Source organism: Paraburkholderia sp. GAS448 (genome assembly GCF_050435685.1).
Lineage (GTDB): Bacteria > Pseudomonadota > Gammaproteobacteria > Burkholderiales > Burkholderiaceae > Paraburkholderia.
Genome location: NZ_JBNDKT010000008.1, coordinates 1 through 24,303, shown reverse-complemented (window position 1 = coordinate 24,303; position 24,303 = coordinate 1). Strand labels below are relative to the sequence as shown.

The window sequence follows — 24,303 nt, the reverse complement described above, 5'->3', positions numbered from 1 at the left end:
GCCAATCGAAACCAGCATTCACCACCACCGGAATATCGGCGGCGGGAATGGTTCCAATACGAAATGGCGATTGTTCTTTTGCTCCGCTTGCCTCTACGCTGATAACAGGGCAACGGGAGGGACGTCAGATGGAACACCACGCGCGTACGCAAAACGAAGAGCTGGAAGTGAAGACAACGACCTGCTACATGTGCGCGTGCCGCTGCGGCATCCGCGTGCATCTGCGCGACGGCGAAATCCGCTATATCGACGGCAACCCGGATCACCCGCTCAATCAGGGCGTGATCTGCGCGAAGGGCTCGTCGGGGATCATGAAACAGTACTCGCCTGCGCGCCTGACCCAGCCGCTGATGCGAAAGCCCGGTTCGGAGCGGGGCAGCGCGCAGTTCGAGCCGGTATCGTGGGAGGTGGCGTTCGATGTCCTCGAAAAGCGCCTCAGCCATCTGCGCGCCACCGATCCGAAGAAGTTCGCGCTCTTCACCGGTCGCGACCAGATGCAGGCGCTCACCGGTCTTTTTGCGAGGCAGTTCGGCACACCCAACTACGCGGCGCACGGCGGCTTCTGCTCGTCGAACATGGCGGCCGGGATGATCTACACGATGGGCGGTTCCTTCTGGGAGTTCGGCGGCCCGGACCTTGACCGCGCGAAGCTCTTCTTCATGATCGGCACGGCGGAAGACCATCATTCGAATCCGCTGAAAATCGCCATCTCGAAGTTCAAACGCGCCGGCGGGCGCTTCATTGCGATCAATCCGGTTCGCACCGGCTATGCCGCCATCGCCGACGAATGGGTGCCGATCCGGCCCGGCACGGATGGTGCGCTGTTCATGGCCCTGATTCGTGAACTGCTGGAAGCCGATGCGTACGACCATGACTTCGTCATCCGCTACACGAATGCGGCTGAGCTGCTCGACATGAACGCGGATGCCGATACGTTTGGCCTGTTCGTGCGCGACCCGGAGGCACCCGAAGGCAATCCGCTGTTTCCGCAAAACCGCCTGTGGTGGGACCTGGGCACGCAGCGCGCGGTGCTGCACCACACACCGGGCGCCGTGCCAGCGCTGTCCGGGCGCTACACGCTCTCCGACGGCACGCCCGTGGCGCCGTCGTTTGCGCTGTTACGCGAGCGCGTTGCCGATTGCACGCCCGATTGGGCCGCCGGCATTACCGGCATTCCCGCCGAAACGATCCGGCGGCTTGCGCGCGAAATGGCCCAGACCGCACGCGATCACAAGATCACATTGCCCATCCGCTGGACCGACGCATGGGGCGAAACACACGACACCGTCACCGGCAACCCGATCGCCTTTCACGCGATGCGCGGCCTCGCGGCGCATTCGAACGGCTTCCAGTCGATCCGGGCGCTCGCGGTCCTGATGTCGCTGATGGGCACGATCGACACACCGGGCGGCTTCCGGCACAAGTCGCCGTATCCGCGTGCGGTGCCGCCATCGGCCAAACCGCCGAACAGCCCCAACGCCGTGCAGCCGAACACGCCGCTGGCGAGCGGACCGCTCGGCTGGCCCGCGGCGCCAGAGGATCTTTTCATCGACGCTGCGGGCGAACCGGTACGCATCGACAAGGCGTTCTCGTGGGAGTATCCGCTCGCCGTCCATGGGCTGATGCACAGCGTTATCACCAATGCATGGCGAGGCGATCCCTATCCGATCGATACGCTGTTGATCTTCATGGCCAACATGGCGTGGAACTCGTCGATGAATACGGTCGAAGTGCGCAAAATGCTCGTCGACAAACACGACAACGGCGACTACAGGATTCCGTTCCTCGTCGTTTGCGATGCGTTCCAGTCGGAGATGACTGCCTTTGCCGACCTGATCCTCCCGGACACGACGTATCTCGAACGGCACGACGCGATGTCGATGCTTGACCGGCCGATCTCCGAGTTCGACGGCCCGGTGGATTCGGTACGGGTCCCTGTCGTGCCGCCCACGGGTCAATGCAAGCCGTTCCAGGAAGTGTTGATCGAACTGGCGAGTCGTCTGAAGTTTCCGGCGTTCACCACCGCCCAGGGCACGCGCAAGTTTCGCGACTATCCCGACTTCATCGTCAACTTTCAGACCTCGCCCGAGTCAGGCGTCGGTTTCCTGATCGGCTGGCGCGGCAAGGACGGCGACAAGGCGCTGGTGGGCGAACCGAATCCAAACCAGTGGGAGCAGTACGCGAAAAACAACTGCGTGTTCCACTACACGCTGCCCGAGACTCTGCAGTACATGCGCGGCGTCAACGGGCCGTATCTGCAATGGGCCGTCGAGAAAGGGTTCCGCAAGTTCAAAGAGCCGATCGTGATCCAGCTTTACTCGGACGTGATGCAGAAATTCCGGCTTGCGGCGCAGGGCAAGACAAAGGGGCGTCAGCCACCGGATCATTTGCGCGCACGCGTCGAGCGCTACTTCGATCCCTTGCCGTTCTGGTACGCGCCGCTCGAACTGGACCTCACCGATCGCACGCGTTTCCCGCTTGCCGCCATCACGCAGCGGCCGATGGCGATGTACCACTCGTGGGATTCGCAAAACGCGTGGCTGCGGCAGATTCACGGCGAGAACTATCTGTTCATGAATCCGTCGATGGCCCGCGGGCAGGGCATCGAAGACGGCGCCTGGATCTACGTCGAATCGCAGTGGGGCAAGGTCCGCTGCATGGCGCGCTATAGCGAAGCGGTGGAGCCGGGCACGGTGTGGACCTGGAACGCGATCGGCAAGGCGGCGGGCGCGTGGAATCTTGGCCCCGACGCCAACGAATCGCAACACGGCTTTCTGTTGAATCACCTGATCACCGACGAATTGCCCGGTGCGACGCCGCGTGCCTCGCGTACCTCGAATTCTGACCCGATCACAGGCCAGGCCGCCTGGTACGACGTGCGTGTGCGCGTTTATCAGGCTGAAGCGGACGCCGACCATACCTTGCCCCAGTTTGCGCCGATGCAGTCGTTGCCGGGTACGCCCGGCGTGATCCAGCGCATCAGGCAGACGTACTTCGCCGGCCGTGGTGAGTTCGCGGCGCGTCTGCGCGACGCGGCAAAGAGCAAATGACGAGGAGCCTGCGATGACCCAGATGGCGCTTGTGATCGATCTGAACGTCTGCGTGGGATGTCACGCGTGCGTGACGAGTTGCAAGGAATGGAACACGTCGGGCGAGGCCGGCAGCCTCGCGGATTTTCGTCCTTACGACGCAGATCCGTCGGGCACGTTTTTCAACCGCGTGCAGACCTTCGAGGCCGGCGAGTATCCGTTGACGGAGACGATCCACTTTCCGAAGTCCTGCCTGCACTGCGAAGACCCGCCGTGCGTGCCGGTGTGTCCGACCGGCGCGAGCTACAAACGCAAGGAAGATGGGCTCGTGCTGGTCGACTATGACCGCTGTATCGGCTGCAAGTATTGCTCGTGGGCGTGCCCCTATGGGGCGCGCGAAATCGACGAAGAGCGCAGGGAGATGACCAAATGCACGCTGTGCGTAGACCGCATTCATAACGAAGCATTGCCCGAACGCGATCGCAAGCCGGCCTGCGTGCTGGCTTGCCCGACGTCGGCGCGACTGTTCGGCGATATCCACGACCCGGACTCCGTCGTGTCCCAGGCCATCCGCGAACGTGGCGGCTACCAGTTGATGCCTGAGTGGGAGACCCGGCCCGCCAACCACTATCTGCCACGCCGCAAGACCGGCGCATGTGGCAGCGAGTCGTGTTCGTGCGAGCAGGACAGCGTGCCCGACGCTCAGCCCGAGACAACCTCTCCTGCAACTCGGCTTGACGAAACGCCCCATTCGATCGATGCCCAACTGCAAAACGGCCAGTTGAATCTCGCGGCAATCGCGACGCGCGTCCGGACGTTCATCGGTGAGTTGCGCGGGCGGTCTCTGGAGGGACGGCGATGAAACCCGCATTTTCGGTTGTGTTTCTGACGACGTTGAGCGGTGCCGGGCAGGGCTTGCTGATGGCATTGTTCGGCGTCGAACTGGCTGCGCGGATGGGGCTGATTGCGGCGGGCGCGTTGCCGCCGATGTTCTTCATCGTCGGCGCGGGGCTCGCGGTTTTGCTCGGCGCGCTTGGCCTGCTGGCCTCGTTCTTTCATCTCGGACATCCGGAGCGCGCCTGGCGGGCGATCGCGATGTGGCGCACGTCGTGGTTGTCGCGCGAATGCCTGTGCCTGCCGGTCTTTCTTGCCTTTGCCTTCGCGTATGGCGTCGCGCACGGAGCAGGTTCGGCCTGGTCGCTGACGATCGGGGCGCTGGGTGCGCTGGCGGCCGCTGCGCTTTTCGTCTGCACGGCGATGATCTATGCGTGCCTGCGCTTCCTTCAGGAATGGGCGACGCCGCTTACGATAGTCAACTTCGTGCTGCTCGGCTGCGCGTCCGGCTTTACACTTGCCACCGCCTGCGCAGCATGGCTTGCGCCCGCGATCGTGCCGGTACTTGCCGGATGTGCCTGCGTGCTGACGCTCGCGGGCTGTGCAAGTCGCGTTGCTTCGCTCAAACGCAATGCCCGCCTGCGACCGAAGTCGACCGTGAATAGTGCAACGGGCATTCAGGGAACCCGCGTCGTGCAGAAATCGCGTGGCTTTACCGCGGGGGCGTTCAACCTGCGCGAGTTCTTCCACGGACAGACCGCGGGCACATTGCGACGTATCAAATGGACGTTCCTCATCGCCGGGTTTGGCGTGCCCTTCGCGCTAACCGCACTGGGCGGCGGCGCGGCTTCGGTCGTGGCGTCGATGTGGCTTCTGTGCGCGGCTTTTGCGATCCAGTATGCGGGACTTGTCGCCGAGCGCTGGTTCTTCTTTGCGGAGGCGCGGCATCCGCAGAATCTTTACTATCAGCAGGTTTCCTGACGCGGTTCGGATGACCGAAGCGATTTCTCTGGATCACTTCGCGCTTCGGCGGGCGTTACGCAGCGGTCCTCCCGCCATTGACCCTGAGAACTTCGCCGGTCATGAAGCTCGACTTTTCCGATGCGACGAACACAATCGCGTCGGCGATTTCGTCTGGCGTTCCGGCCCGCTTGAGCGGCACGCCCGCGAGGAAGGACGCCTTACGCTCCGCCGTACCCGTCAACCGGTCGAGCATCGGGGTCTCGACAGGACCGGGAGCGACGGCATTGACGCGTACGCCGAACGCGGCGGCCTCGAGCGCCGCAGACTTCGTGAGCCCCTCCACAGCGTGCTTGCTTGCGACGTAGAGCGACGCGGCGGCCGCGCCGCGTGCGCCCATCGTCGAAGAGATGTTGACGATACTGCCGCTGCCTTGCGGCGCCATCGCGCGCAGTTCGTGTTTCATGGCGAGCAGCGTGCCAAGCACGTTGGTGTCGAAGACGGCTGCGTAGCGTTCGGGCGTCTGCTCCATCACCGGGGCCGATTCTCCCTCCGTGCCGGCAGCGTTCACCGCCACATCCAGCCGTCCGAAGCGTTCTATCGTTCCGTCGACCAGATTGCGCATGTCGTCTTCGAAACGGACGTCCGCCTGGACGAACTCAGCTTGCGCACCGAGCGAGCGAAGCTCCCCGGCGAGTTCGTGCCCCTCGTCGAGCCGGCGGCCCGACACGACGATGCGCGCCTTCCCGCGCGCGAAAGCGAAGGCGGCGGCGCGGCCGATGCCAGTCAGCGCGCCCGTGATGAGTACAACAGGAGGGTTGTCCACAGCGTTTCCTTGATCGGGCAGTGCATCGGCCAGTCGCGCCTTTCGCGCTGTAATTTATAAAAAGCTGCGCTCGGAACGGCGTCGCTCAGTTGGCCAGTTCTTCGATTGCGTCGACCCGGTCCGGGTAGAACGCGAGATGATCCTTGATCGGTGCAACGGCCGCGTACGGATCTTCGTAAGTCCAGACCGCATTCACCGAGCGCTCGCCGCCGGCCGGAATCGAGAAGTACGCGCAGTCGCCCTTGTAGGGGCAATAAGTGACGTGGTCGGTGCGTTCGAGCAAGGTCATGTCCACATCCTTCCTCGGAATGTAGATGACGCCTGGGTAGCTGGCCTCGCGAAGCGTCCACGCATCGCGTGTATCGGCGATGACCTGGCCGGCTAGCGTGACCACCACCCTGGACGGATTGCGCGCGATGGTAATCGGATGATCGGGACCCGGCACCTTGACGGACCGGGTTCCCGTGGCGACGTTGCTTGACATGGATACGCTCCTTGAATTGATTCGTCGGGCAGTTGTACTTCGTTGGGCTGATGGCGTGCGCGTCCGTAACCGGTTCAATCTCGTGGCAGAGAGGGAATCGTCACGTTCGCCCCACTGCCCTGAAACGCAATGTAGTGGTGTGGAGGGCAAAAGAAAAAGACTTTGTGTGCAGGTGGTCATGCCTCAGAGGCATCACTCGACATAGATGCCGTGGCCGGTCGTGCCTCTCAACCGCGGGCTTCACCTTCGCCCTCACACCGTGACGACAATCTTGCCGAACTGGGCGTTGGTTTCCAGATAGCGGTGAACTTCCACCATGTCATCGAACCTGAACTTCCGATCGATGACAGGCTTGAGCGCGCCGCTCTCGATGCCCTTCAGGACGAATTCCACCGCAGCCTTCCGGCGTGTTTCATCGCCGCTCGTCAGCCAGATGTTGTGCGCTTTCACGGTGATCACTTTGGCGATCATCTCCAGCACCGGCAGCGGAGTCGCGTCCGCGCTGAGTGCGCCGTAGATGTACGCGATGCCGCCGAACGACAGCGCTGAAATCAGCTTCGCGAAGTTCGGGCCGCCGACCGGATCGAACGCAACGCGGGCGCCCTTGCCGTCGGTGATACGCATCACTTCCTGCAGCAGGTCGACTTCTTCTGTGGCAATCACGTGTGCTGCGCCGGCGTCGAGTAGCTGCTTCCTTTTCCCGGAGGTGCGCGTCAGGGCAATCGGTGTCGCGCCGGCGTAGTTGGCGAGCTGGATCGCCGCCAGTCCCACGCTGCTCGACGCCGCAGGAACGATGACGAAATCGCCTTTGCCCACCCTGGCATCTTCGATGAGCGCACCGTACGCCGTCACGAACATCATCCAGATCGACGCGGCCTCTTCGAACGACAGCGACTCGGGATGCTTCACGACGGCATGGTCGGGCACGATGATGACTTCGCCATACGTGGAGTACTGGTTCATCGAAAAGGACGGCATGACGCCGACCTTGTCACCCACCGCGATGCCTGTGACGTTTGTACCCACCGCATCGACGATGCCTGCCGCCTCATACCCGAGGCCCGCCGGATACTTCACCGGTTCGACGTAATCGTCCAGTCGCCACATCGACTCGGCGCGGTTGATGCCGATCGCCTTGACCTCGATGCGGACTTCGCTCGGGCCTGGAGCCGGAACCTGCGTCTCGATGAATTCGAGGACTTCCGGTCCTCCGGCTTTTGCGAACCTGATGGTGCGTGACATGAGAACCTCTTCGGTCAAGTGGGCAGGGAACGCGCGCGACATAGGGCCTGAGCGGCAGTTGTGTTTGAGACGATACGACGGATCGGGATACGAGAGAGAAGAGAATGAAAAGACCCAGTCAGAAGGCCTGGCAATGCCACCAGGCTTCTGGCGGAGGAGGAGTTCCATATCGGGGAAACCAGGCGCGCGTTTTCGGCTCGCGAGCGTCTGGTTTGTTGCTACCAATGCATTGGCCGGCTCAAAACGTCGCCGGCCTGGTCTATTAGCGACCGATTACGTACACCGGCGGCGAGTACGAGCTGGCCCTCACCTCGACGCGCTGGCCAGCCTGCGTCGTACCGCTCACGCCCGGACCAAAGCCGGTTGCATCGGCTTGCGTATCGCCGTTTTGTGACGCAACGCGGGGTTCCGCAGCCTGGTTGACTGTCGCACTGGCGCGCTCGGCCGCGACGGTCTGTGCGCTCTGGCCTTGTTGCGATGCCGGTGCGCCGACGCTGGGGCGATAGAACGGTGCCGGGCCATAGCCGCTGGCAAAGGCGGGTGCAGCGATCGACACAGAGGCAGCAACCAGCAGGGCAGCAATCAGCTTGTTCGTCATGACTGGACTCCAATAACGCTTTGACTTCGGTTCAGGAAGGCGTCGTGACAGGGACCGGTGAGGTGTGTCTGCAACGTCGATGGAGGCAGTCTATCTCGTTGCTATTGAGCATTTGTATCGATAGCCTGAAATCATATTTCGTCATTTCTTGCTAATCCGTCATGGTCCGCTGGGAGCGATCGGCAGGGCTGACGTGGGGCGTATAGCGATGCAATGAACGCGTTTCGCTCGTCGTCTGGACGAATCTGAACTAAGCTGAATCATTGATCTGTATCAAGGAAGGGATTTAACGGCCGCGTAATGTGACGTCGGCACACTGAAGCATCGGCGGGCGCCAGCATCGACGACAACATGCCAGCCTCGCCCGTCCGCGCGAATACTGTGTACAAAAATGATATCGGGAGACCATGCGGTGTTCGATCCCGCGTGAACGTGTACGCCCTCGCAACGCTAAACGAGGGCCGTGGTCACGAACGCACGGTCTGATTATTCGATATCGAGGTCTACTTCATGGACGCTGTAACACAGTTGTCACGCAGCCTGGACATCAACGCGAAGGTCACGCGCATATTGACAAAGCGCACCGAAGGCGCCCAGAGACATTTCAGCGAACGTGCAAGCAGCGCGCTGGAGCGCAACGGCGGCTCTGCTTCAAAGGCCGCCGCAGACGGGGTCTGGCCGACTCCGTGGGACACCTGGTCTTACGTCATCGACATGGCTCAACGCTCCGTGATGTTCTGGGATACGTTGCGCGAGCGCGGCACCGAATTCGTCGAGCGGACCTCGCAGGAACCCAAGCCGGTGCTGCATTTCGACTACGAGTACATCCTCGATGGCCGCCGGTTCGCGAGGCCCGTCAACTACGCGCTACTGAAAATCAGGCCGCCGGAAGGTGTGACGGTGGACGTGCGCAAGCGTCCCTATCTGATCATCGATCCCCGCGCGGGCCATGGCCCGGGCATCGGCGGCTTCAAGGACGATTCACAGGCGGGTGTCGCGCTTCGAGCGGGACACCAGGTGTACTTCGTCATTTTCTTCCCCGATCCCGAACCAGGGCAGACGATGCTCGATGTCTGCGCCGCCGAGCAGGAGTTCGTCCGGAAAGTTCGCGCCCTGCATCCCGACAGCCCGAAGCCGGCCCTCATCGGCAACTGCCAGGGCGGCTGGGCCGCCATGATGATTGCAACCACGGACCCCGACGACACCGGTCCGGTCGTCATCAACGGCGCGCCGATGTCGTACTGGAGCGGGGCGTGGAGCGAAGGCGAGGGCGACAACCCGATGCGCTATTCAGGCGGCATACTCGGCGGCACATGGCTGGCGTCGTTCACCGCGGATCTGGGCGACGGCAAGTTCGACGGCGCGCATCTGGTGCAGAACTTCGAGAACCTGAACCCGGCCAACACGTTCTGGGACAAGTACTACCACCTGTTCAGCAACATCGATACGGAACCACCCCGGTTTCTCGACTTTGAACGCTGGTGGGGCGCCTACTACCTGATGAATCGCGAGGAAATCGAGTGGATCACGCGCAATCTGTTCGTCGGCAACAGGCTCTGGTCCGGCGACGTCAAAGGGACGACCGGCAAGGCGTTCGATCTGCGCGACATTCGCTCGCCGATCATTCTGTTCGCCTCACTGGGCGACAACATCACGCCGCCGCAACAGGCGTTCAACTGGGTGGCGGACCTGTACGGCAGCACAGATGAAATCAAGGCGCGTGGCCAGGTGATCATCGGCCTGATGCATCAGGATATTGGCCATCTCGGCATTTTCGTGTCGGGCAAGGTGGCAAAGAAAGAACACACTCAGATTGTTTCAGTGCTCGAAGCAATCGAGGCGTTTGCGCCTGGTCTGTATGGGATGTCGATTACCGAGCGCAAAGGCGCGGACGGCCAGATCGAATACGAAGTCGAGTTTCGCGAGCATCGGCTGGAAGAAATCGCGGCCCATTTCAACCGCTTCAAGCGCGACGACGAAAAGCCCTTCGAGGCCGTGGTCGAACTCTCCGAGTTCAACCAGCATGGGTATGAACTGTTCGCACAGCCGTTCGTGCAATCGATGTCCAACGAGATGACAGCACGCATGCTGCGCGAGTTTCACACGCTGCGATTCCAGCGTTGGGCGTTTTCGGACCTGAATCCATGGCTCGCGTGGCTGCCGGCGGCGGCAAGCGCGGTCAAGACCACCAGGCAGGTCGCAAAGCCGGACAATCCGTGGCGCAAGATCGAGCGGGCCGGCTCGGAACTGATCAGCGCATCGCTCGATTACTACCGGGCAATGCGCGACGCCGGCACGGAAGCGACTTTCTTCACGATCTACGCCAACCTGTTCTCGCTCTATGTCGCCGACCACCATCGGGCACGCGAAAGCGTGGCCCAGGCGGCAGTAGAGTCGCGCGATCTGCCGTTCGTCAAGGCGGCGCTCGCGTCCATCCAGGAAGGCGGCTATACCGAAGCCCTCGCTCGCGCGGCCGCGCTGCTCGCACGCAGAGGCGAACCGTTGCCGCTGTCCCGGCTCGTCACGCGCAAGGAGCTGGCAGAGGTATATGCCGATTACTTCCCGGACCTGCCTCCCGATCAGTGGCGGCGAATCCGTGGCGAGCAGGAGATCATCGCGAGCTATGAGCCGGAACAGGCCATCGCGACGCTGCCGTTGCTCCTCGCCGACAAGACCGACCGCAAGCGGCTCCTCACACTGCTGGACCAACTGCTGACCGACGAACGCGTGCTAAGCACCAGCCCGACCGAGGCGCAACGGGTCATGTTCGAACGCATCCGTTCGGTCCTCACGAAGAATTCCGCACGCGAGCGGCCTGCCGCGGCGCTCGTGCGTCCGTAGCTGCCACCGTCCCCCATGGGGTCGTCGTCTGAAAGGAATGCCGATGGAAGCGAAACACGCGAAGTATCAACGGCTGATCGACTACTGCAAGACCTTGCCCCCGATGCCGACCGCAGTCGTGCACCCGTGCGACACGAGTTCGCTCGAGGGCGCCATCCAGGCGGCGCAGATGGGGCTGATCACACCGATCCTCGTCGGACCGCGAGCGCGCATCGAGTCGGTAGCTGCCGAGGCTGGCGTTTCGATTGCTGGCTACCAGATCGTCGACGCTCCCTACAGCCATGCTGCGGCGGCCGCCGCGGTGCAGCTCGTGCGCGAAGGGAAGACCGAGGCGCTGATGAAAGGCAGCCTGCATACCGACGAACTGATGAGTGCCGTCGTCAGCCGCGATTCAGGGCTGCGTACCGCACGGCGCATCAGCCACTGCTTTGTCATGGACGTGCCGCAGCATGAGCAGGCGCTGATCATCACCGACGCCGCCATCAATATCGCGCCGTCGCTCGAAGTCAAAATGGACATCCTGCAGAACGCCATCGATCTCGGTCACGCGCTGAAGTTTGCGGAGGTGCGCGTGGCGATCCTGTCGGCGATGGAAACCGTCAACCCGAAGGTGCCGTCGACGATCGAGGCTGCCGCGCTGTGCAAGATGGTCGATCGCCATCAGGTGACCGGGGCGCTGGTCGACGGCCCGCTCGCGCTGGACAACGCGATCAATCTCGAAGCCGCACGCATCAAGCAGATCGATTCACGGGTGGCCGGACGTGCCAACGTGCTGATGGTGCCCGACCTCGAATCAGGCAACATGCTGGCGAAGAGCCTGTCGTTTCTGGCCGGCGCGGATGCGGCGGGCGTCGTGCTCGGCGCGCGCGTGCCGATCATTCTGACAAGCCGTGCCGATTCGGTGATGACACGCCTCGCTTCGTGCGCAGTGGCCGCTCTCGTGGCCCAGGTCAAGCGCGAGAGCGGCAAGGTGATGGGGTAACGCCATGGCGGACATCATTCTGGTACTGAACGCCGGGTCGTCCAGCATCAAGTTCCGCGCCTTCGGCGTACACGGCACGGCGCTGGACCTCGTGCTACGCGGACAGGTCGATGGACTGCATACGGCGCCGCGCTTCACCGCCGTCGACAGCATGGGCCAAAAGACGGCAAAAGACTGGGGCGCCGGTTTCGAACTGGATCACCAGGGCGCGATCGAGCACATCGGCGCCTTTTTGCGCAGTCACGGCGAAGGACATCGTCTGATCGCCGTCGGCCACCGCATCGTGCACGGGGGGCAGACCTATTCCGGGCCGGTGCGGGTGACGCCTGCCGTCCTCGACGAACTCGACAAGCTGGTGCCGCTCGCACCGTTGCACCAGCCGCACAACCTGAGTCCGATTCGCATCATCGCGCGAATCCGTCCGGAGCTCCCGCAGGTGGCCTGCTTCGACACGGCGTTTCATCGCTCGACGCCCGAAGTCGCGCAGGCTTACGCACTCCCGCCGTCCATCACGGAGATGGGCGTGCGCCGTTACGGCTTTCACGGCCTGTCGTACGAGTACATCGCGAGCGTGTTGCCGCAGATCGCGCCGGCCGCGGCGGCAGGGCGCACCGTCGTCGCGCATCTCGGCAACGGCGCCAGCATGTGCGCGATCGTGGGCGGCAGGAGCGTGGCCAGCACGATGGGTTTCACAGCGGTCGACGGCCTGCCGATGGGCACGCGCTGCGGCAACCTGGACCCGGGCGTGATCCTCTATCTGATGGCCGCACTGAAGATGGACAAACAGGCTATCGAAGATCTGATCTACCGCGAGTCGGGTCTGCTGGGGGTGTCGGGTGTTTCGAGCGATATGCGTGCGCTGCTTGCAAGCGACGAACCACGCGCGCGCTTCGCCATCGATATCTACACGTACCGGATCGCCCGCGAGCTAGGCTCCCTTGCGGCCGCCATGCAGGGTATCGACGCCCTGGTTCTTACGGCCGGTGTGGGCGAGAACGCCGTCGCCATCCGCGAGCGCATCGTGCGCGACGCCGCGTGGCTCGGGCTCGAACTCGATCCGGCCGCGAACCAGTCGGGCGGTCCCTGTATCAGCGCGGCGTCGAGCAGGGTGCCTGTGTGGGTCATTCCAGCCAACGAAGAACTCATGATCGGGCAACACACGCTCGCAGCGATCGGAGCAACGGCGCCGTGAAGCGGTTGCACACATGAAACTGCCTTAAAGGAGTCCTTTCGTGACACTCGAGCCGCCGCGCGCGATCCTGAACGATGCGAAAGCGCTCGTCACAGGAATCGCCAACGAAAATTCCATTGCATACGGTTGCGCGAAGGCGTTTCACGAGCTTGGCGCGAAGCTCGCGATTACCTACGCAAACGAGAAGGCGAAACCCTACGTCGAGCCGCTCGCAACGGCACTTGACGCACCGATCTTCATGCCGCTCGACGCTTCCCGGCAAAGCGAGCTCGAAGCCGTGTTCGAGCGGATCGACAAGGAATGGGGTAGCCTCGATATTCTCGTGCATTCGATCGCGTGGGCGCCGAAGGACGATCTGCAAGGCGGCCTGCTCAACTGTTCGAGCGAAGGCTTCGCGAGTGCGATGGACATTTCCTGCCACTCGTTCGTGCGCATGGCGCGTCTTGCCGCGCCATTGATGAAAAGCGGCGGCACCATGCTGACGATGAGCTATTACGGCGCGAACAAAGTGGTGCCGAACTACAACGTGATGGGGCCCGTCAAGGCCGCACTCGAAGCCTGCGCGCGCTATCTTGCCTACGAACTGGGGCCGAAGGGCATCCGTGTACACGCCATCTCACCGGGCCCGCTCAAGACAAGAGCCGCTTCGGGCCTGAAGGATTTCGATCTCCTGCTGACCGAGGCCGCGCAGCGGGCGCCGCTGGGTGAGCTGGTCGACATCATGGATGTCGGCTTTACCTGCGCATTTCTGGCAACGCCCTACGCCCGGCGCCTGTCGGGCGAGACGCTGTATATCGATGGCGGCGTCAACATCATGGCCTGAGCGGTGAATTCAAGGAAATTGGAGGGCGACATCATGGCCCATCTTTGGGTAGGAAACGTGGAAGACGATACATCCGACGATGAAATCAGGGAATTCCTGGTCAGGTATGGGTTTCCGCCGTTTGACGAGATTCAGCGCTATTCGGGAACCGGTACGCGGCCCGCCGTCGTACTGACGTTCAACCACGCGAGTTGCGACGCGTTACGGAGTCTGCAGCCGCGCATCCACGACATGTTCTGGAAAGACCGGACAATCGTCGTGCAGGTCATGCCAGAGCACGACGAGAGCTGAGCGGGACGGAGGCGCTGAAAATGGGCTTTTTGCGCCGGCTGCTGGGCCGGGATACCGCGGCCGTCAACGCCGATGAACAGGAGACCCGCGAGATCGTGGAGCGCATGGTCAAGCTCAGTCCGCAGTTGGGGCTCGCGACCCAGTATCAGAAGCGCCTTGGGGAAGCCGTCGGAATCTCGCTCGGGTATGTCAACGAACTGGTGAATGCCTTGCCGGGAGCGCACGAAGCCAGCGCCTCGGCGTGGTCGACCGATCCGGCTATCCACGCGTTCTTCGCAACGCCCGACGATGTGGCCCACGCACTGAGCCGCTCGGCCAGCCTGCGCGCGCATTTCGAGCAGAACCCGCTGGCACGGGAAGCCTTCGGGGTGCTCGGCATGACGATGACGGAACGCCGCGTCTTCGGCACCGTTCAGAAGGGCGACACGCTGCTTTCCGATGTCGCGCAGACCACCGTCAGCTTCAGCGATCATCAGGTGCGCGTGTGCGGCGCCACGGAGGCCGAACTCCGGCATGAGATCGTGCGACGTGTCCTGGATCAGCTCACCCTTGAAGGCATCGCGAAGATCGAGGCCGACGCATCGCGGCGCGATCTGCTCAAGCGTGAACGCGCGCTGCTCAAGGCGCGTCTGCAGCTTCTGGAGCGGCAGGGGGCCGGCATGGGCGCAATGCTCGGCAGCGGGGCCACGGTCGACTTCGCGGAGCTGGCGCACCTGCAGGGGCAGATCGACGAAAACGACCGAAACCTCGCCGAGCTCGGCTCGCAAACCGATGCGCTCGACCGGCAGCTCGAGACGATCCGCGATGTCCTTGCGCAGCCCGCATCGCACGTCTATGTCACGACGAAGAAACTGCGCCTCAACAGGATGAACGTGGTCGTCGAGGACGCCGCGTCGGAGGACGGCGCGGAGATCGAATTCCGGGTCGCCCGTATTCCCGCCAGTCCGGCCGGCATGCGTGCTTTCTCGCTGGTGCGTTTTGCGCGCGCCGACCTGCTGACGGCGCCCAGTCTGGACGACGCGGCGAAACGATTGTTGATCTGAGGCGGTTCTCCCGGTTTCGGGATCGTGGGCTTCGTTGCGAACTTTGCGGCCTCGGTGATCGTGACGTTCAACACGCGCCACGCGACGCTCAAGGAAGTGCTCGAAAAGTAACGTGCGCCGTGACGAAACACAGTTTTCGTCACGCCCTGACAATCCTCGTCCCCCTTGCAAGCCAGCAATGACTGGACTTCCAGCCGATTTCGGACTGCCCTGTCCGAAGTCTGCGGAACGTCAGACGGTTTTTCCGCGCCGGCCGCGCCTATAGATTTGAGTCCAACGCCAGACAACGCATTCCGCGACTGGCAACAGCGATTGACCGGTTAGCTTTCGGAGAACACCATGACCAGGCTTTTTACCCCAGTCAAAGTTGGACCTTATGAATTCGCTCATCGCGTCGTGCTCGCACCGCTGACGCGCATGCGTGCGGAAGAGGGCGCGCGCCCCGGCCCGCTGATGGCCGAATACTATGCGCAGCGGACGTCCGCCGGGGCGTTGCTGATCGGCGAAGCGACCATCGCCGCCGCAAACGGCAACGGCTATCTCGGTGCGCCCGGCCTGTATGAAGACAGCCAGATCGAAGGATGGAGTCAGGTCACCGATGCGGTGCACGCGAAGGGCGGCAGGATTTTCCTCCAGCTGTACCACGCAGGACGCCAGTCGAACGCTGAACTGCAGCCGGATGGACGTCAGCCGGTCGGGCCGTCCGAAGTGCTGCACGGGCGGCGTCGCTTATACGAAGGCAGGCTGGATTCCGAACACGCCGAACCGTGCACTCGAAACGGATGAAATCGCGGCAATCGTCGAGAGTTTCCGCACGGCTGCCCGGCGCGGCGTGAAAGCCGGCTTCGATGGCGTCGAGCTGCATGCGGCGAACGGCTACCTGTTCGATCAGTTCCTTCAGGATGGCAGCAACAGGCGAACCGATGCATACGAAGATGAAAGCCGCAACCCGAACCCGGTCGCCGCCCAGCTGATCCGCTCCCTATCTGGCCCGCTGTAGCACGGTCGAAAACAGGACTTCCTTCAGATTGACGACGGGTGCGGGATCGCGCTGCGCTTTGGCCAGCAGAAACGCACCCTGCATCGACGACACGATGAAGGTGGCGAGCTGCTGACAGTTCGTATCGGCACGCAACTCGCCCGCTTCGACCGCTGCATCGAGGCAATAGGCGACGCACCGTTCGGTTTCAGCAAAAATCGCATTGATACGCGAGCGGATCGGTTCACTGTCGTTCGAATCCGCTACAAAGTTGCCTAGCAGGCAGCCGTTGCGCGAATCGTTCCGGCTGATGAGCTTGATGTGGACATCGATGTACTTGCCCAGCCGGAACAGCGGCTTGAGTTCGTCATTGCACAGCGTGTCGCGAATGTCGCAACGGGCGGCCGCAAAATAAAGCTCGATCACTTCGAGCCCGAACGCTTCCTTGGACGTGAAGTGATTCGTGAACGAGCCATGCGGCACACCCGCAGCCTGGACGATGTCCCGCACGCTCGCGCCGTTGAAGCCATATTCGTGGAGAACACGCATGCCCTCGGCGAGCAGCGTGTCTTTATGTGAAGGTTTCGGCATGGTCGCAAAGCAGTCTGGTAATACGGACGGTCGTATTATGTCACGCCTTGGTGATGTCGATCTGCACACCCGAGCCGTTGCGCTTGCCGCCCTCGACGTGCACCGAAACGACCGCGCCATCGGGCAACCGACCGGCCAGCACAAGCTGGTCAGGGGTCGACGTCGACAGTACTTCGCCGGTCTCAGCGATCGTCACCTGCTCGAACTGGTTGACGCAGAGCGCCGCGACGCTCTGCGGCCAGCCGGTTGCTGATGCTGGTAGCGCTTGCCAGCGCGAATTACAGCCCGGCGAGCTGGTCGTTGAACTGCGTGACGAATGCGGCCTCGTCCGGACCTGCGTTGTTGCGCATCGGGCGGGCAATCTCGACCAGGGCTTCGTCGGCATCCGTGCCGAGTTCATGCATGGTCTGCTCGATGAATGGCGCAAGCGGCATCGCACGCGGCTCGTCCTTGCTGTTGAGCAGGTCGGTTTGTACCCACGGCGGCGCGATCTCCACCACGCGCACTGACGTGTCTTTCAGCTTGTAACGCAGCGATTGCGTGTACGAGTGAATCGCGGCCTTCGTCGAAGAATAGACGCCGGATATCGCCATCGGCACGAAGCCGAGCACCGACGAGACGTTGATGATCGTCGCGTCGTCCTGCTGCTTCAGGTGCTCGACCAGTGCGCCCGTCAACCGGATGGGCCCCATCAGGTTGGTGGTGAGGGTCGAGACCAGCATGGCGTCGTCGACCGGCTTGCTGAGGTCGTCGATCTGCATCACGCCGGCGTTGTTGATCAGCACGTTCAGCGCCGGCCAGGTGGCCGTCAGCTCGCGTGCAACCGATGCAATGCTTTGCGGATCGGCGATGTCGAGTTCGATTGACTGCATGCCAGGGTTAGCGGCGATCGTCTCTTCGAGGTTCGCCTTGCGACGGCCTGCGATGATGACCTGGTTGCCGAGTCGATGGAATGCTTCCGCGAGTCCGCGGCCGATGCCGGATCCGCCGCCAGTGACAAGGATGGTATTGCCAGTGAGTTTCATGGGATGTCTCTCAAGGTAGATGGATATCGGCCCGTCCGGAAAGATCAGCAACGGGCGATGACGAAATATGGACGAACGTATTACCTTGATAAAGAAGCTCATTCCGAATGCAGTTTTCCGCCAGAGCTAACAATGATCTTTCGTGGGTAGACGATAGATTTCGTCCGTCACGGCCTCGCCCTGGTCGAATCTGCGGCGCGCAACAGCCGGAATCACCCCTTGGCGAGGGGAAATCTGGCATCGGCTTTGTCGCTCGCAAACAGACACGATAAAGTGATGGTCCGTATGGTTGACTCAGGAGACTCGATGTATTTGCGACGCGTGATACTGTGCTTGTTTTTTTCAGGGTTGGCAGCTTCGGCAGCTGAGGCCAGGACTGTCTGTACGGCAATCGCCGATGCGAAGACGGGAAAAATCTTGCTGCAACAGGGAAACTGTACCGAACGGGTGACCCCCGCTTCGACGTTCAAGATCGCGATCAGTCTGATGGGCTATGACTCGGGTTTTCTGAAAGACGAGCACACGCCGACGTTGCCGTACCGCGAAGGTTATGTTGATTGGGGTGGCGAAGCCTGGAAGCAACCGACAGATCCAACGCGGTGGCTCAAATATTCGGTCGTCTGGTTTTCTCAGCAAGTGACGCATGCTCTGGGATCGGAGCGCTTCGCGCAATACGCGAAAAAGTTTAACTATGGGAATGCCGACGTATCAGGCGACCCCGGCAAGCACAATGGTCTCGATCGCTCCTGGATCGCGTCGTCATTGAAGATTTCTCCCTTGGAGCAAATCGCCTTCTTGCAGAAGTTCGTTGACCGTCAATTGCCCGTGTCCCCGACTGCGTTCGACATGACGAACCGGATCGTTGAATCGACCACGCTCCCCGATGATTGGACGGTTCACGGCAAAACTGGCATGGCTTATCCGCGCGAACCCGATGGAACATTTGACGAAGCCCATCCCCACGGCTGGTTCGTTGGATGGGCAACGAAGGGGGACGATACGCTCGTGTTCGCCCGCCTCATTCAGGACGACAAGAAGGAGTCTGGCACGGCTGGAGTGCGGGCACGAGACGCGTTTTTGAACGAACTACCGTCACTCGTGGGTCACTATCGTCCCAAATCCAGAACTTGAGTTTCGATGTTCCGGATGACACTCTCGCAGGCGGGCGCGCCGGTTTTCAGATGGACCACCAGATCATAAGTGGTCGACGGGCGCGTCAACATAAGGCATGTGGCGTCGCTCTCCGTCACACGTGTCGCGTGCCAGATGTTCCGCCGCATGCAAAGACCTCTTCCGACGGGAATCGCGAATGCCCGCAGCGAATCCAGATCCGGCTCGCCGTCTTCGGATGAAGTCGCGACGATATGCACGACTGGCGCCGTCAGCGGTACGATGGCCTGCTGTGTCAACCGGTGCATTTCGAGCGATGAGAATTTCTCGTCGCGATTCCGGTAGGTTACCCAAAGGATTTCCGTCTCGCCCGGCGCGCCGGTGTCGAACAGATGCTCGCGCCAGAAATCCGACGCGGAGCTGACGAACGACGGTGTGTCGCTATCGGTGCTGACGGGCTTGCCGAGCATCCAGCCATACGGCTCGCAACGGGGCACCTCGAGTGGTTCGACTGGAATGGCAAGGGTGGTCGGCATGTTGGCGTACTCGCATAGGTAATGGAATCGTTCACGGGCGCGCGATTGAGTCGTCAGTGGGCGGGAACAGCGCGAATTCGGGTCCGTGTTTCAGGCTGAAGTCGAGCACCACGTTGAGAGCGAGTCGTGTGATCGACTCGGAAAGCAGGCTATCGGGCGTGCGCCGAAACGCGGCGAGGAGCGGCAACGCGGGCACCCGATGCGTCACTTGCAGCAACTGCAACTGACCCGCTTCGAGTTCACGCATCACGAATGCGGGCGGCAGCACCGCAATGCCGAATCCGTCGACGACGAGCCTGATAATGGCGGCCACCGACGACAGGCAGTTGATCTGCACCTGCACGTCTCCACTCGCAGCGAACAACCCGGCGAGAAACTCGTGCGGCGGCGAATGACGCGCGAAGCTGATCACCGGGTAAGCGGCCAGCTCCGCCTCCGTCAACGCTTGCCCCGACAGATTGAACGCCGGACTTGCCATCCAGCGCATCGGAAGGCTGCCCAGGGGGACATTCGTCATGTCGGAGCCCGTGACACCCGTCGTCTGAAACGAAACGTCGATATGGCCATTGAGCAGTTGCGTCGACAGGTTGGATGACGTGTCGCTGGTCAGTTCGATCACAAGATTCGGATATTCGTCGCGGATGCGCTTGAGCAGATCCGGCAGCCACGTGTGAACGATCGATTCGATTGCGCCTAGCCGCAGCAGCCCCGAAACCTTCGAGCGGTCGCCGACGCTCGAGATCATCGCCTGATTCAGCTTCAGCATCTGTTCGGCGAACGGCAACGCTTTCGTACCGTCTTGCGTGAGCGTCGCGTCCTTGGGGCCGCGCTCGAAGAGCCGCACGCCCAGCTCCTGTTCCAACGCGGAAATGCGGCTGGAAATCGCCGCCTGGGTCGCGTGAAGGCGCTCAGCGGTCAGACGAAAACTGCGTAGCCGAGCCAGCCAGACAAAAGTTTCGAGAAATCGCAGATTCATTCACAACCCTGACATGGCAAGCCCGAATGGTCCAGTGTAACGCCGCGTCTCGCGCCGTGTGACAAGAAAAATTTCTCCTGCACGACAACTTTAATTTGTTGGACACGGGCGCGCCAGGCGCCAAAACTTCGCAAGGAATGTCGATCAAGCCGCACAACTGCGCTCGGCAAAATGGCTGTCAAACGAAAGGACGTTGCAATGAAAAAAGTGGCATGTGAAATCGAAGGCGGTACGCCTGTTGAAGTGACAGTGAGCCGGCTCGTGATCGCGGGCTGGGCGGGCAGGGACAGCGCCGAGGTCGAGCGTCATATCCGCGAACTGGAAGCGATCGGCGTGCGCAGGCCTTCGGCCGTGCCGTGCTTTTACGAAGTCACGCCCGAGCTGCTGACGACGTCGGAGAGAATCGAAGTGATCGGCGAGCATTCGTCGGGTGAAGTCGAAGTCGTGCTGATCCAGACGGAGGCGGACGGCCTGCTTGTCGGCATCGGCTCGGATCACACGGACCGCAAGGTCGAGGGTTATGACGTCGCCGTGTCGAAACAGATGTGCGCGAAGCCGCTCGGCCGGACGCTCTGGCGATATTCGGAAGTGGCTGCGCATTGGGATGCGCTGATCACGCGTAGCTGGCGCATCGATTCGACTGGCGAGCGCATCCCCTATCAGGAAGGCACGCTCGTGCAGCTGATGCATCCTGAGCCGTTGATCCGGCGTGCGTTCGGCGCAAGCTCGATGATTCCGCAAACCGTGCTGTTCTGCGGCACGCAGCCGGCGCTCGGACCATTGACGCCGGCGGGCGCTTACGAACTGGAGCTGCACGACCCCATACTCCGTCGCAGCCTTCGACACCGCTATTCGGTCGATGTGCTTGCGCACACGGAGTGACCGGAATGCACACCATCCGTCAAACAGGCAGGGCGCTTGCGGCAAGTGCGGTATCGGCGGGCGAGTTGCTCGACGCGAGCCTTGCTGCCATCGATGCTGAGCTGGCGCGCGGCGGGTCGACCTACACGCATGTCGACCGGGCGGCGGCGCGCGAAGCCGCGTCCGGCAGTGACGCTTTCCGCGCTCGGGGCTATGTGCCTTCGGCGCTCGCAGGCGTGCCCGTGTCAGTGAAAGACCTGTTCGACGTCAAAGGCCAGGTGACGACGGCAGGCTCGCGGATTCTGCGCGGCGCGGCGCCCGCTGTGCGCGACGCAGCCGCCGTGGCGCGGTTGCGCGAGGCGGGCGCGGTGTTCGTCGGCCGCACGAATATGAGCGAGTTCGCGTTCTCGGCCCTCGGACTCAATCCTCACTATGGCACGCCGCTCAATCCGTTCGATTCTGGCCGTCTGGCGGGCGGCTCCAGCTCCGGGGCGGCGACATCCGTCGCGCTCGGACATGTCGCAGCCGCACTCGGCACCGATACGGGTGGATCGGTCCGCATTCCTGCCGCGTTTTGCGGTCTCGTCGGTTTCAAACCGACAGCAAGGCGCATTCCGCTCGACGGCGCGGTGCCGCTGTCCACGTCCTTCGATTCAATCGGATCGATCGCGCGAAGCGTCGACTGTTGCGCGCTGCTGGATGGCGTCATTTCGGGGCAGGCGCTCGATACAACGCCGCGCCCGCTGACGGGGCTTCGCTTCGGGGTTACGTTGGACTATGTCTCGGACGACCTCGACGAGACCGTGAGCATCGCGTTCAACCGCGTGATCGGCATGCTCAGGCGCGCGGGTGCGTCAGTCGAGCGCTTTGCGTTTCCGGAGTTGCATGAGGTTGCTGGCCGCCGTCCGCTCGCGGGCATCACGGCGGCGCAGGCGTGGGCGTGGCATCGCGACCACGTCGCGCACCATGCCGAAGGCTATGACCCGCGTGTTCTCAAGCGTTTGCGCGTCGGGGAAGGGCGTAGCGCCGCCGACTATATCGACCTTCTTGCCGCGCGCGAGCGCTTCGTGCGCGATGCGCGTACGAGACTTGCGAAATTCGATGCATGGCTGATGCCGACGGTTGTGATCGTGCCGCCGGTGATTGCAGGCGTCGAGTATGACGATGAGGCATTTTTAGCCGTGAACGCGAAGGTGCTGCGAAACCCGAGCGTCGTGAATTTCATGGACGGCTGTGCGCTTACACTGCCTTGCCACAACGAAGGCGAATTGCCCGTCGGCCTTTCGATTTGCGGACCCGCGCTCGCCGATGCATCGATTCTATCGATCGCGCGGAGCGTCGAGGGATTGCTGCGTGTGAGCGCGCCTGTTGCGGCGGCATAAGGTTTGTTTATCGGCGGCAAAAAGAATTTGTCGTTGGACGTGCAATTACGGCGACCGAATACTGTTTTTCAGGCGCATCCCGATCGACAGGGCGCCATTCAAGACACCCATTACCGAAGTGAGGCAGCCTGTGAATTCTACTTTTCGTTCCGTGGTCGGCGTGGTCGTGCTGGCCGCCATTCATGCGTCGGTGTATGCGGCCGACGCTGCTCCCGCTGTCGTGCTGATCGGCCACGCAGCGCCGCTCACCGGCCAGCTCGCGAACATGGGCAAGGACAGCGAGAACGCAGTGCGCCTCGCCATCGATGAAATCAACAGTCAGCACCCGGTTATCGACGGCAAGCCGGTGCGCTTTCAGCTCGACTCGCAGGACGATGCGGCCGATCCGCGCACAGGCACGCAGGTCGCGCAGAAACTGGTAGACGATGGTGTTGTCGCTGTGGTCGGCGACATCAATTCCGGCGTGTCGATTCCCGCATCGCGGATCTATAGCGAAGCGCAGGTCGTGCAGATTTCCCAAGGCTCGACGAACCCCGCGTTTACGCAGCAGGGCTACAAGACGACGTTTCGCGTGGTCGCGACGGACGCATTGCAGGGACCGGCGCTCGCTCGTTACGCGCTGAACTCATTGCACGCGAAACGTATCGCCGTGATCGACGATTCGACGGCTTATGGACAGGGGCTGGCCGACGAATTCGTGAAGGCCGCGAAGGCAAACGGCGGCACGATCATCACGCGCGAAGCGACCAACGACAAGGCTACCGATTTCCGCGCGATTCTTACCAGGATAAAAGGCATGCGGCCCGATGCCATCATGTATGGCGGCTCGGACGCGACAGCGGGGCCGCTGGCGAAGCAGGCCGCGAATCTGGGCATCACGGCGAGCGTGCTCGGCGGCGATGGAGCGTGCACCGACAAGATGGTAAGCCTCGCGGGTGACGCGATCGGCAACGTGGTCTGTTCCGAGGCCGGACTCGCGCTATCGAAGATGCCGAAGGGTCAGGAATTCGACCGCCGCTACACGGCGCGCTACAACGTGCCGATCGATGCCTATGCCCCGTTCGCCTACGACGCCGTCTACGTGATCTACGAGGCAATGAAGCGTGCCAATTCGACCGAGCGCGCCAAGGTTCTGGCTGCGATGCCTGTCACCCAGTATGACGGCGTGATTGGTCGAATCGCTTTCGATCCGCATGGCGATCTGAAAGACGCGGCCATCACGATTTACCAGTTCAAGGATAAGAAGAAAACGGTCATGGATGTCATCCGGATGTAACCGACGCGTTGGGGCTGTTACTTCGTGATACGTCGCGGGATAGCCTGGCGCGGCGAGCTCGAACCAGGTTATACCAGTCGCGGGTACCAACGAACTCTGGTTCAGGTGACATCTGGCGGGATCCGAATTCGTAGACTATGACGGTGGTGAGCTGCTGTTCAGCGATCTGGCGAACGGTCGCATCGATGCCACCATCGGGCCAGTCGAGCTCGCGCATGTTCAATGTCACCAGTGTCGCTGGATGCATGGCCGGCTCCGTAATCCCGGAGGGAACCGGCCAGCATACCGAGACCAGAACACGACATTTCTATAAAGCTCCCACAACAATGTAGAGGCTAAGTTGTAATGTCCGCTTTTAGCCAAGTTCAAATGTCCGCTTTTTCGCAGCGTAAGCTGACCGGCCGCCGGCGTTCCGGCGCGGG

General features: G+C 62.1%; 25 protein-coding genes. 15 read left to right on the top strand and 10 right to left on the bottom strand.

Annotated elements, in window-relative coordinates; all coding sequences use genetic code 11:
* Positions 1–128 precede the first annotated feature (128 nt).
* Genes P3T23_RS16730 through P3T23_RS16720 form a run of 3 tightly spaced genes read left to right on the top strand, consistent with a single transcriptional unit; the run spans position 129 to position 4,844 of the window.
* Positions 129–3,050: a molybdopterin oxidoreductase family protein gene (locus P3T23_RS16730; RefSeq protein ID WP_429317274.1), complete on the top strand. Its 2,922-nt coding sequence runs from the start codon at positions 129–131 to the stop codon at positions 3,048–3,050.
* A gap of 13 nt (positions 3,051–3,063) precedes the next feature.
* Entirely contained in the window at positions 3,064–3,891 is an 828-nt protein-coding gene (locus P3T23_RS16725) for a 4Fe-4S dicluster domain-containing protein (protein WP_429317273.1), read from the top strand.
* Positions 3,888–4,844 carry a dimethyl sulfoxide reductase anchor subunit family protein gene (locus P3T23_RS16720; RefSeq protein WP_429317272.1) on the top strand — a complete coding sequence of 319 codons (957 nt, stop codon included), beginning with the start codon at positions 3,888–3,890 and terminating at the stop codon, positions 4,842–4,844. Before P3T23_RS16725 ends, P3T23_RS16720 begins: the two co-directional genes overlap by 4 nt.
* Positions 4,845–4,899: 55 nt before the next feature.
* Here the strand turns inward: P3T23_RS16720 and P3T23_RS16715 are convergent, their stop codons facing one another.
* From P3T23_RS16715 to P3T23_RS16700, 4 genes are all read right to left on the bottom strand, one after another.
* A complete protein-coding gene (locus tag P3T23_RS16715) occupies positions 4,900–5,649 on the bottom strand; it encodes an SDR family NAD(P)-dependent oxidoreductase (RefSeq protein ID WP_429317271.1) in 750 nt (249 codons plus the stop codon).
* An 85-nt stretch (positions 5,650–5,734) separates the two neighbouring features.
* Positions 5,735–6,133, bottom strand: a complete 399-nt coding sequence (locus P3T23_RS16710; RefSeq protein ID WP_429317270.1) for a DUF427 domain-containing protein — start codon at positions 6,131–6,133, stop codon at positions 5,735–5,737.
* A gap of 252 nt (positions 6,134–6,385) precedes the next feature.
* Entirely contained in the window at positions 6,386–7,375 is a 990-nt protein-coding gene (locus P3T23_RS16705; RefSeq protein ID WP_429317269.1) for a zinc-dependent alcohol dehydrogenase family protein, read from the bottom strand.
* A gap of 262 nt (positions 7,376–7,637) precedes the next feature.
* Entirely contained in the window at positions 7,638–7,973 is a 336-nt protein-coding gene (locus P3T23_RS16700) for a hypothetical protein (protein WP_429317268.1), read from the bottom strand.
* 510 nt (positions 7,974–8,483) lie between these two features.
* Between P3T23_RS16700 and P3T23_RS16695 the strand changes: the two genes are divergently transcribed.
* From P3T23_RS16695 to P3T23_RS16660, 8 genes are all read left to right on the top strand, one after another.
* Entirely contained in the window at positions 8,484–10,814 is a 2,331-nt protein-coding gene (locus P3T23_RS16695) for a DUF3141 domain-containing protein (protein ID WP_429317267.1), read from the top strand.
* A gap of 43 nt (positions 10,815–10,857) precedes the next feature.
* Positions 10,858–11,796, top strand: a complete 939-nt coding sequence (locus P3T23_RS16690) for a phosphate acetyltransferase (protein ID WP_429317266.1) — start codon at positions 10,858–10,860, stop codon at positions 11,794–11,796.
* Positions 11,797–11,800: 4 nt separating this feature from the next.
* Positions 11,801–12,988 (top strand): acetate/propionate family kinase, encoded by a 1,188-nt coding sequence (locus P3T23_RS16685; RefSeq protein ID WP_429317265.1) that lies wholly within the window; start codon positions 11,801–11,803, stop codon positions 12,986–12,988.
* A 40-nt stretch (positions 12,989–13,028) separates the two neighbouring features.
* Positions 13,029–13,811: an enoyl-ACP reductase FabI gene (gene fabI / locus P3T23_RS16680; protein WP_429317264.1), complete on the top strand. Its 783-nt coding sequence runs from the start codon at positions 13,029–13,031 to the stop codon at positions 13,809–13,811.
* A gap of 33 nt (positions 13,812–13,844) precedes the next feature.
* Positions 13,845–14,102: an RNA recognition motif domain-containing protein gene (locus P3T23_RS16675; protein WP_429317263.1), complete on the top strand. Its 258-nt coding sequence runs from the start codon at positions 13,845–13,847 to the stop codon at positions 14,100–14,102.
* Positions 14,103–14,122: 20 nt separating this feature from the next.
* Positions 14,123–15,145 carry a hypothetical protein gene (locus P3T23_RS16670; RefSeq protein WP_429317262.1) on the top strand — a complete coding sequence of 341 codons (1,023 nt, stop codon included), beginning with the start codon at positions 14,123–14,125 and terminating at the stop codon, positions 15,143–15,145.
* 339 nt (positions 15,146–15,484) lie between these two features.
* Entirely contained in the window at positions 15,485–15,931 is a 447-nt protein-coding gene (locus P3T23_RS16665; protein WP_429317261.1) for a hypothetical protein, read from the top strand.
* The gene (locus P3T23_RS16660; protein WP_429317260.1) at positions 15,825–16,145 is read left to right on the top strand and encodes a hypothetical protein; all 321 of its coding nucleotides are present in this window, start codon (positions 15,825–15,827) and stop codon (positions 16,143–16,145) included. The genes P3T23_RS16665 and P3T23_RS16660 overlap by 107 nt, the downstream gene beginning before the upstream one ends.
* On the opposite strand, the gene P3T23_RS16655 is transcribed toward P3T23_RS16660, so the two are convergent.
* The 3 genes from P3T23_RS16655 to P3T23_RS16645 all read right to left on the bottom strand — a co-directional run bounded on the left by P3T23_RS16655 (position 16,128) and on the right by P3T23_RS16645 (position 17,740).
* Positions 16,128–16,715: a TetR family transcriptional regulator C-terminal domain-containing protein gene (locus tag P3T23_RS16655; RefSeq protein WP_429317259.1), complete on the bottom strand. Its 588-nt coding sequence runs from the start codon at positions 16,713–16,715 to the stop codon at positions 16,128–16,130. The two genes, P3T23_RS16660 and P3T23_RS16655, sit on opposite strands and share 18 nt — an antisense overlap.
* Positions 16,716–16,755: 40 nt before the next feature.
* Positions 16,756–16,911, bottom strand: a complete 156-nt coding sequence (locus P3T23_RS16650) for a hypothetical protein (RefSeq protein WP_429317258.1) — start codon at positions 16,909–16,911, stop codon at positions 16,756–16,758.
* 82 nt (positions 16,912–16,993) lie between these two features.
* Positions 16,994–17,740: an SDR family oxidoreductase gene (locus tag P3T23_RS16645; protein WP_429317257.1), complete on the bottom strand. Its 747-nt coding sequence runs from the start codon at positions 17,738–17,740 to the stop codon at positions 16,994–16,996.
* A gap of 306 nt (positions 17,741–18,046) precedes the next feature.
* Here P3T23_RS16645 and blaOXA point away from each other — a divergent pair, with 306 nt between their 5' ends.
* The gene (blaOXA, locus tag P3T23_RS16640; protein ID WP_429317256.1) at positions 18,047–18,871 is read left to right on the top strand and encodes a class D beta-lactamase; all 825 of its coding nucleotides are present in this window, start codon (positions 18,047–18,049) and stop codon (positions 18,869–18,871) included.
* Here the strand turns inward: blaOXA and P3T23_RS16635 are convergent.
* On the bottom strand, positions 18,847–19,386 hold the full coding sequence (locus P3T23_RS16635; RefSeq protein WP_429317255.1) for an ureidoglycolate lyase: 540 nt from the start codon (positions 19,384–19,386) through the stop codon (positions 18,847–18,849). The two genes, blaOXA and P3T23_RS16635, sit on opposite strands and share 25 nt — an antisense overlap.
* Before the next feature lie 31 nt (positions 19,387–19,417).
* Positions 19,418–20,362, bottom strand: a complete 945-nt coding sequence (locus P3T23_RS16630) for a LysR family transcriptional regulator (RefSeq protein ID WP_429317254.1) — start codon at positions 20,360–20,362, stop codon at positions 19,418–19,420.
* A gap of 198 nt (positions 20,363–20,560) precedes the next feature.
* Here P3T23_RS16630 and P3T23_RS16625 point away from each other — a divergent pair, with 198 nt between their 5' ends.
* The 3 genes from P3T23_RS16625 to P3T23_RS16615 all read left to right on the top strand — a co-directional run bounded on the left by P3T23_RS16625 (position 20,561) and on the right by P3T23_RS16615 (position 23,881).
* On the top strand, positions 20,561–21,244 hold the full coding sequence (locus P3T23_RS16625) for a DUF2848 domain-containing protein (RefSeq protein WP_429317253.1): 684 nt from the start codon (positions 20,561–20,563) through the stop codon (positions 21,242–21,244).
* Positions 21,245–21,249: 5 nt separating this feature from the next.
* On the top strand, positions 21,250–22,605 hold the full coding sequence (locus P3T23_RS16620; protein WP_429317252.1) for an amidase: 1,356 nt from the start codon (positions 21,250–21,252) through the stop codon (positions 22,603–22,605).
* A 130-nt stretch (positions 22,606–22,735) separates the two neighbouring features.
* Complete coding sequence (locus P3T23_RS16615) at positions 22,736–23,881, top strand: branched-chain amino acid ABC transporter substrate-binding protein (protein WP_429317251.1); 1,146 nt, start codon at positions 22,736–22,738, stop codon at positions 23,879–23,881.
* On the opposite strand, the gene P3T23_RS16610 is transcribed toward P3T23_RS16615, so the two are convergent.
* Positions 23,868–24,128, bottom strand: coding sequence for a hypothetical protein (locus P3T23_RS16610; protein WP_429317250.1), 261 nt, complete (start codon positions 24,126–24,128; stop codon positions 23,868–23,870). The genes P3T23_RS16615 and P3T23_RS16610 overlap by 14 nt on opposite strands.
* Positions 24,129–24,303 lie beyond the last annotated feature (175 nt).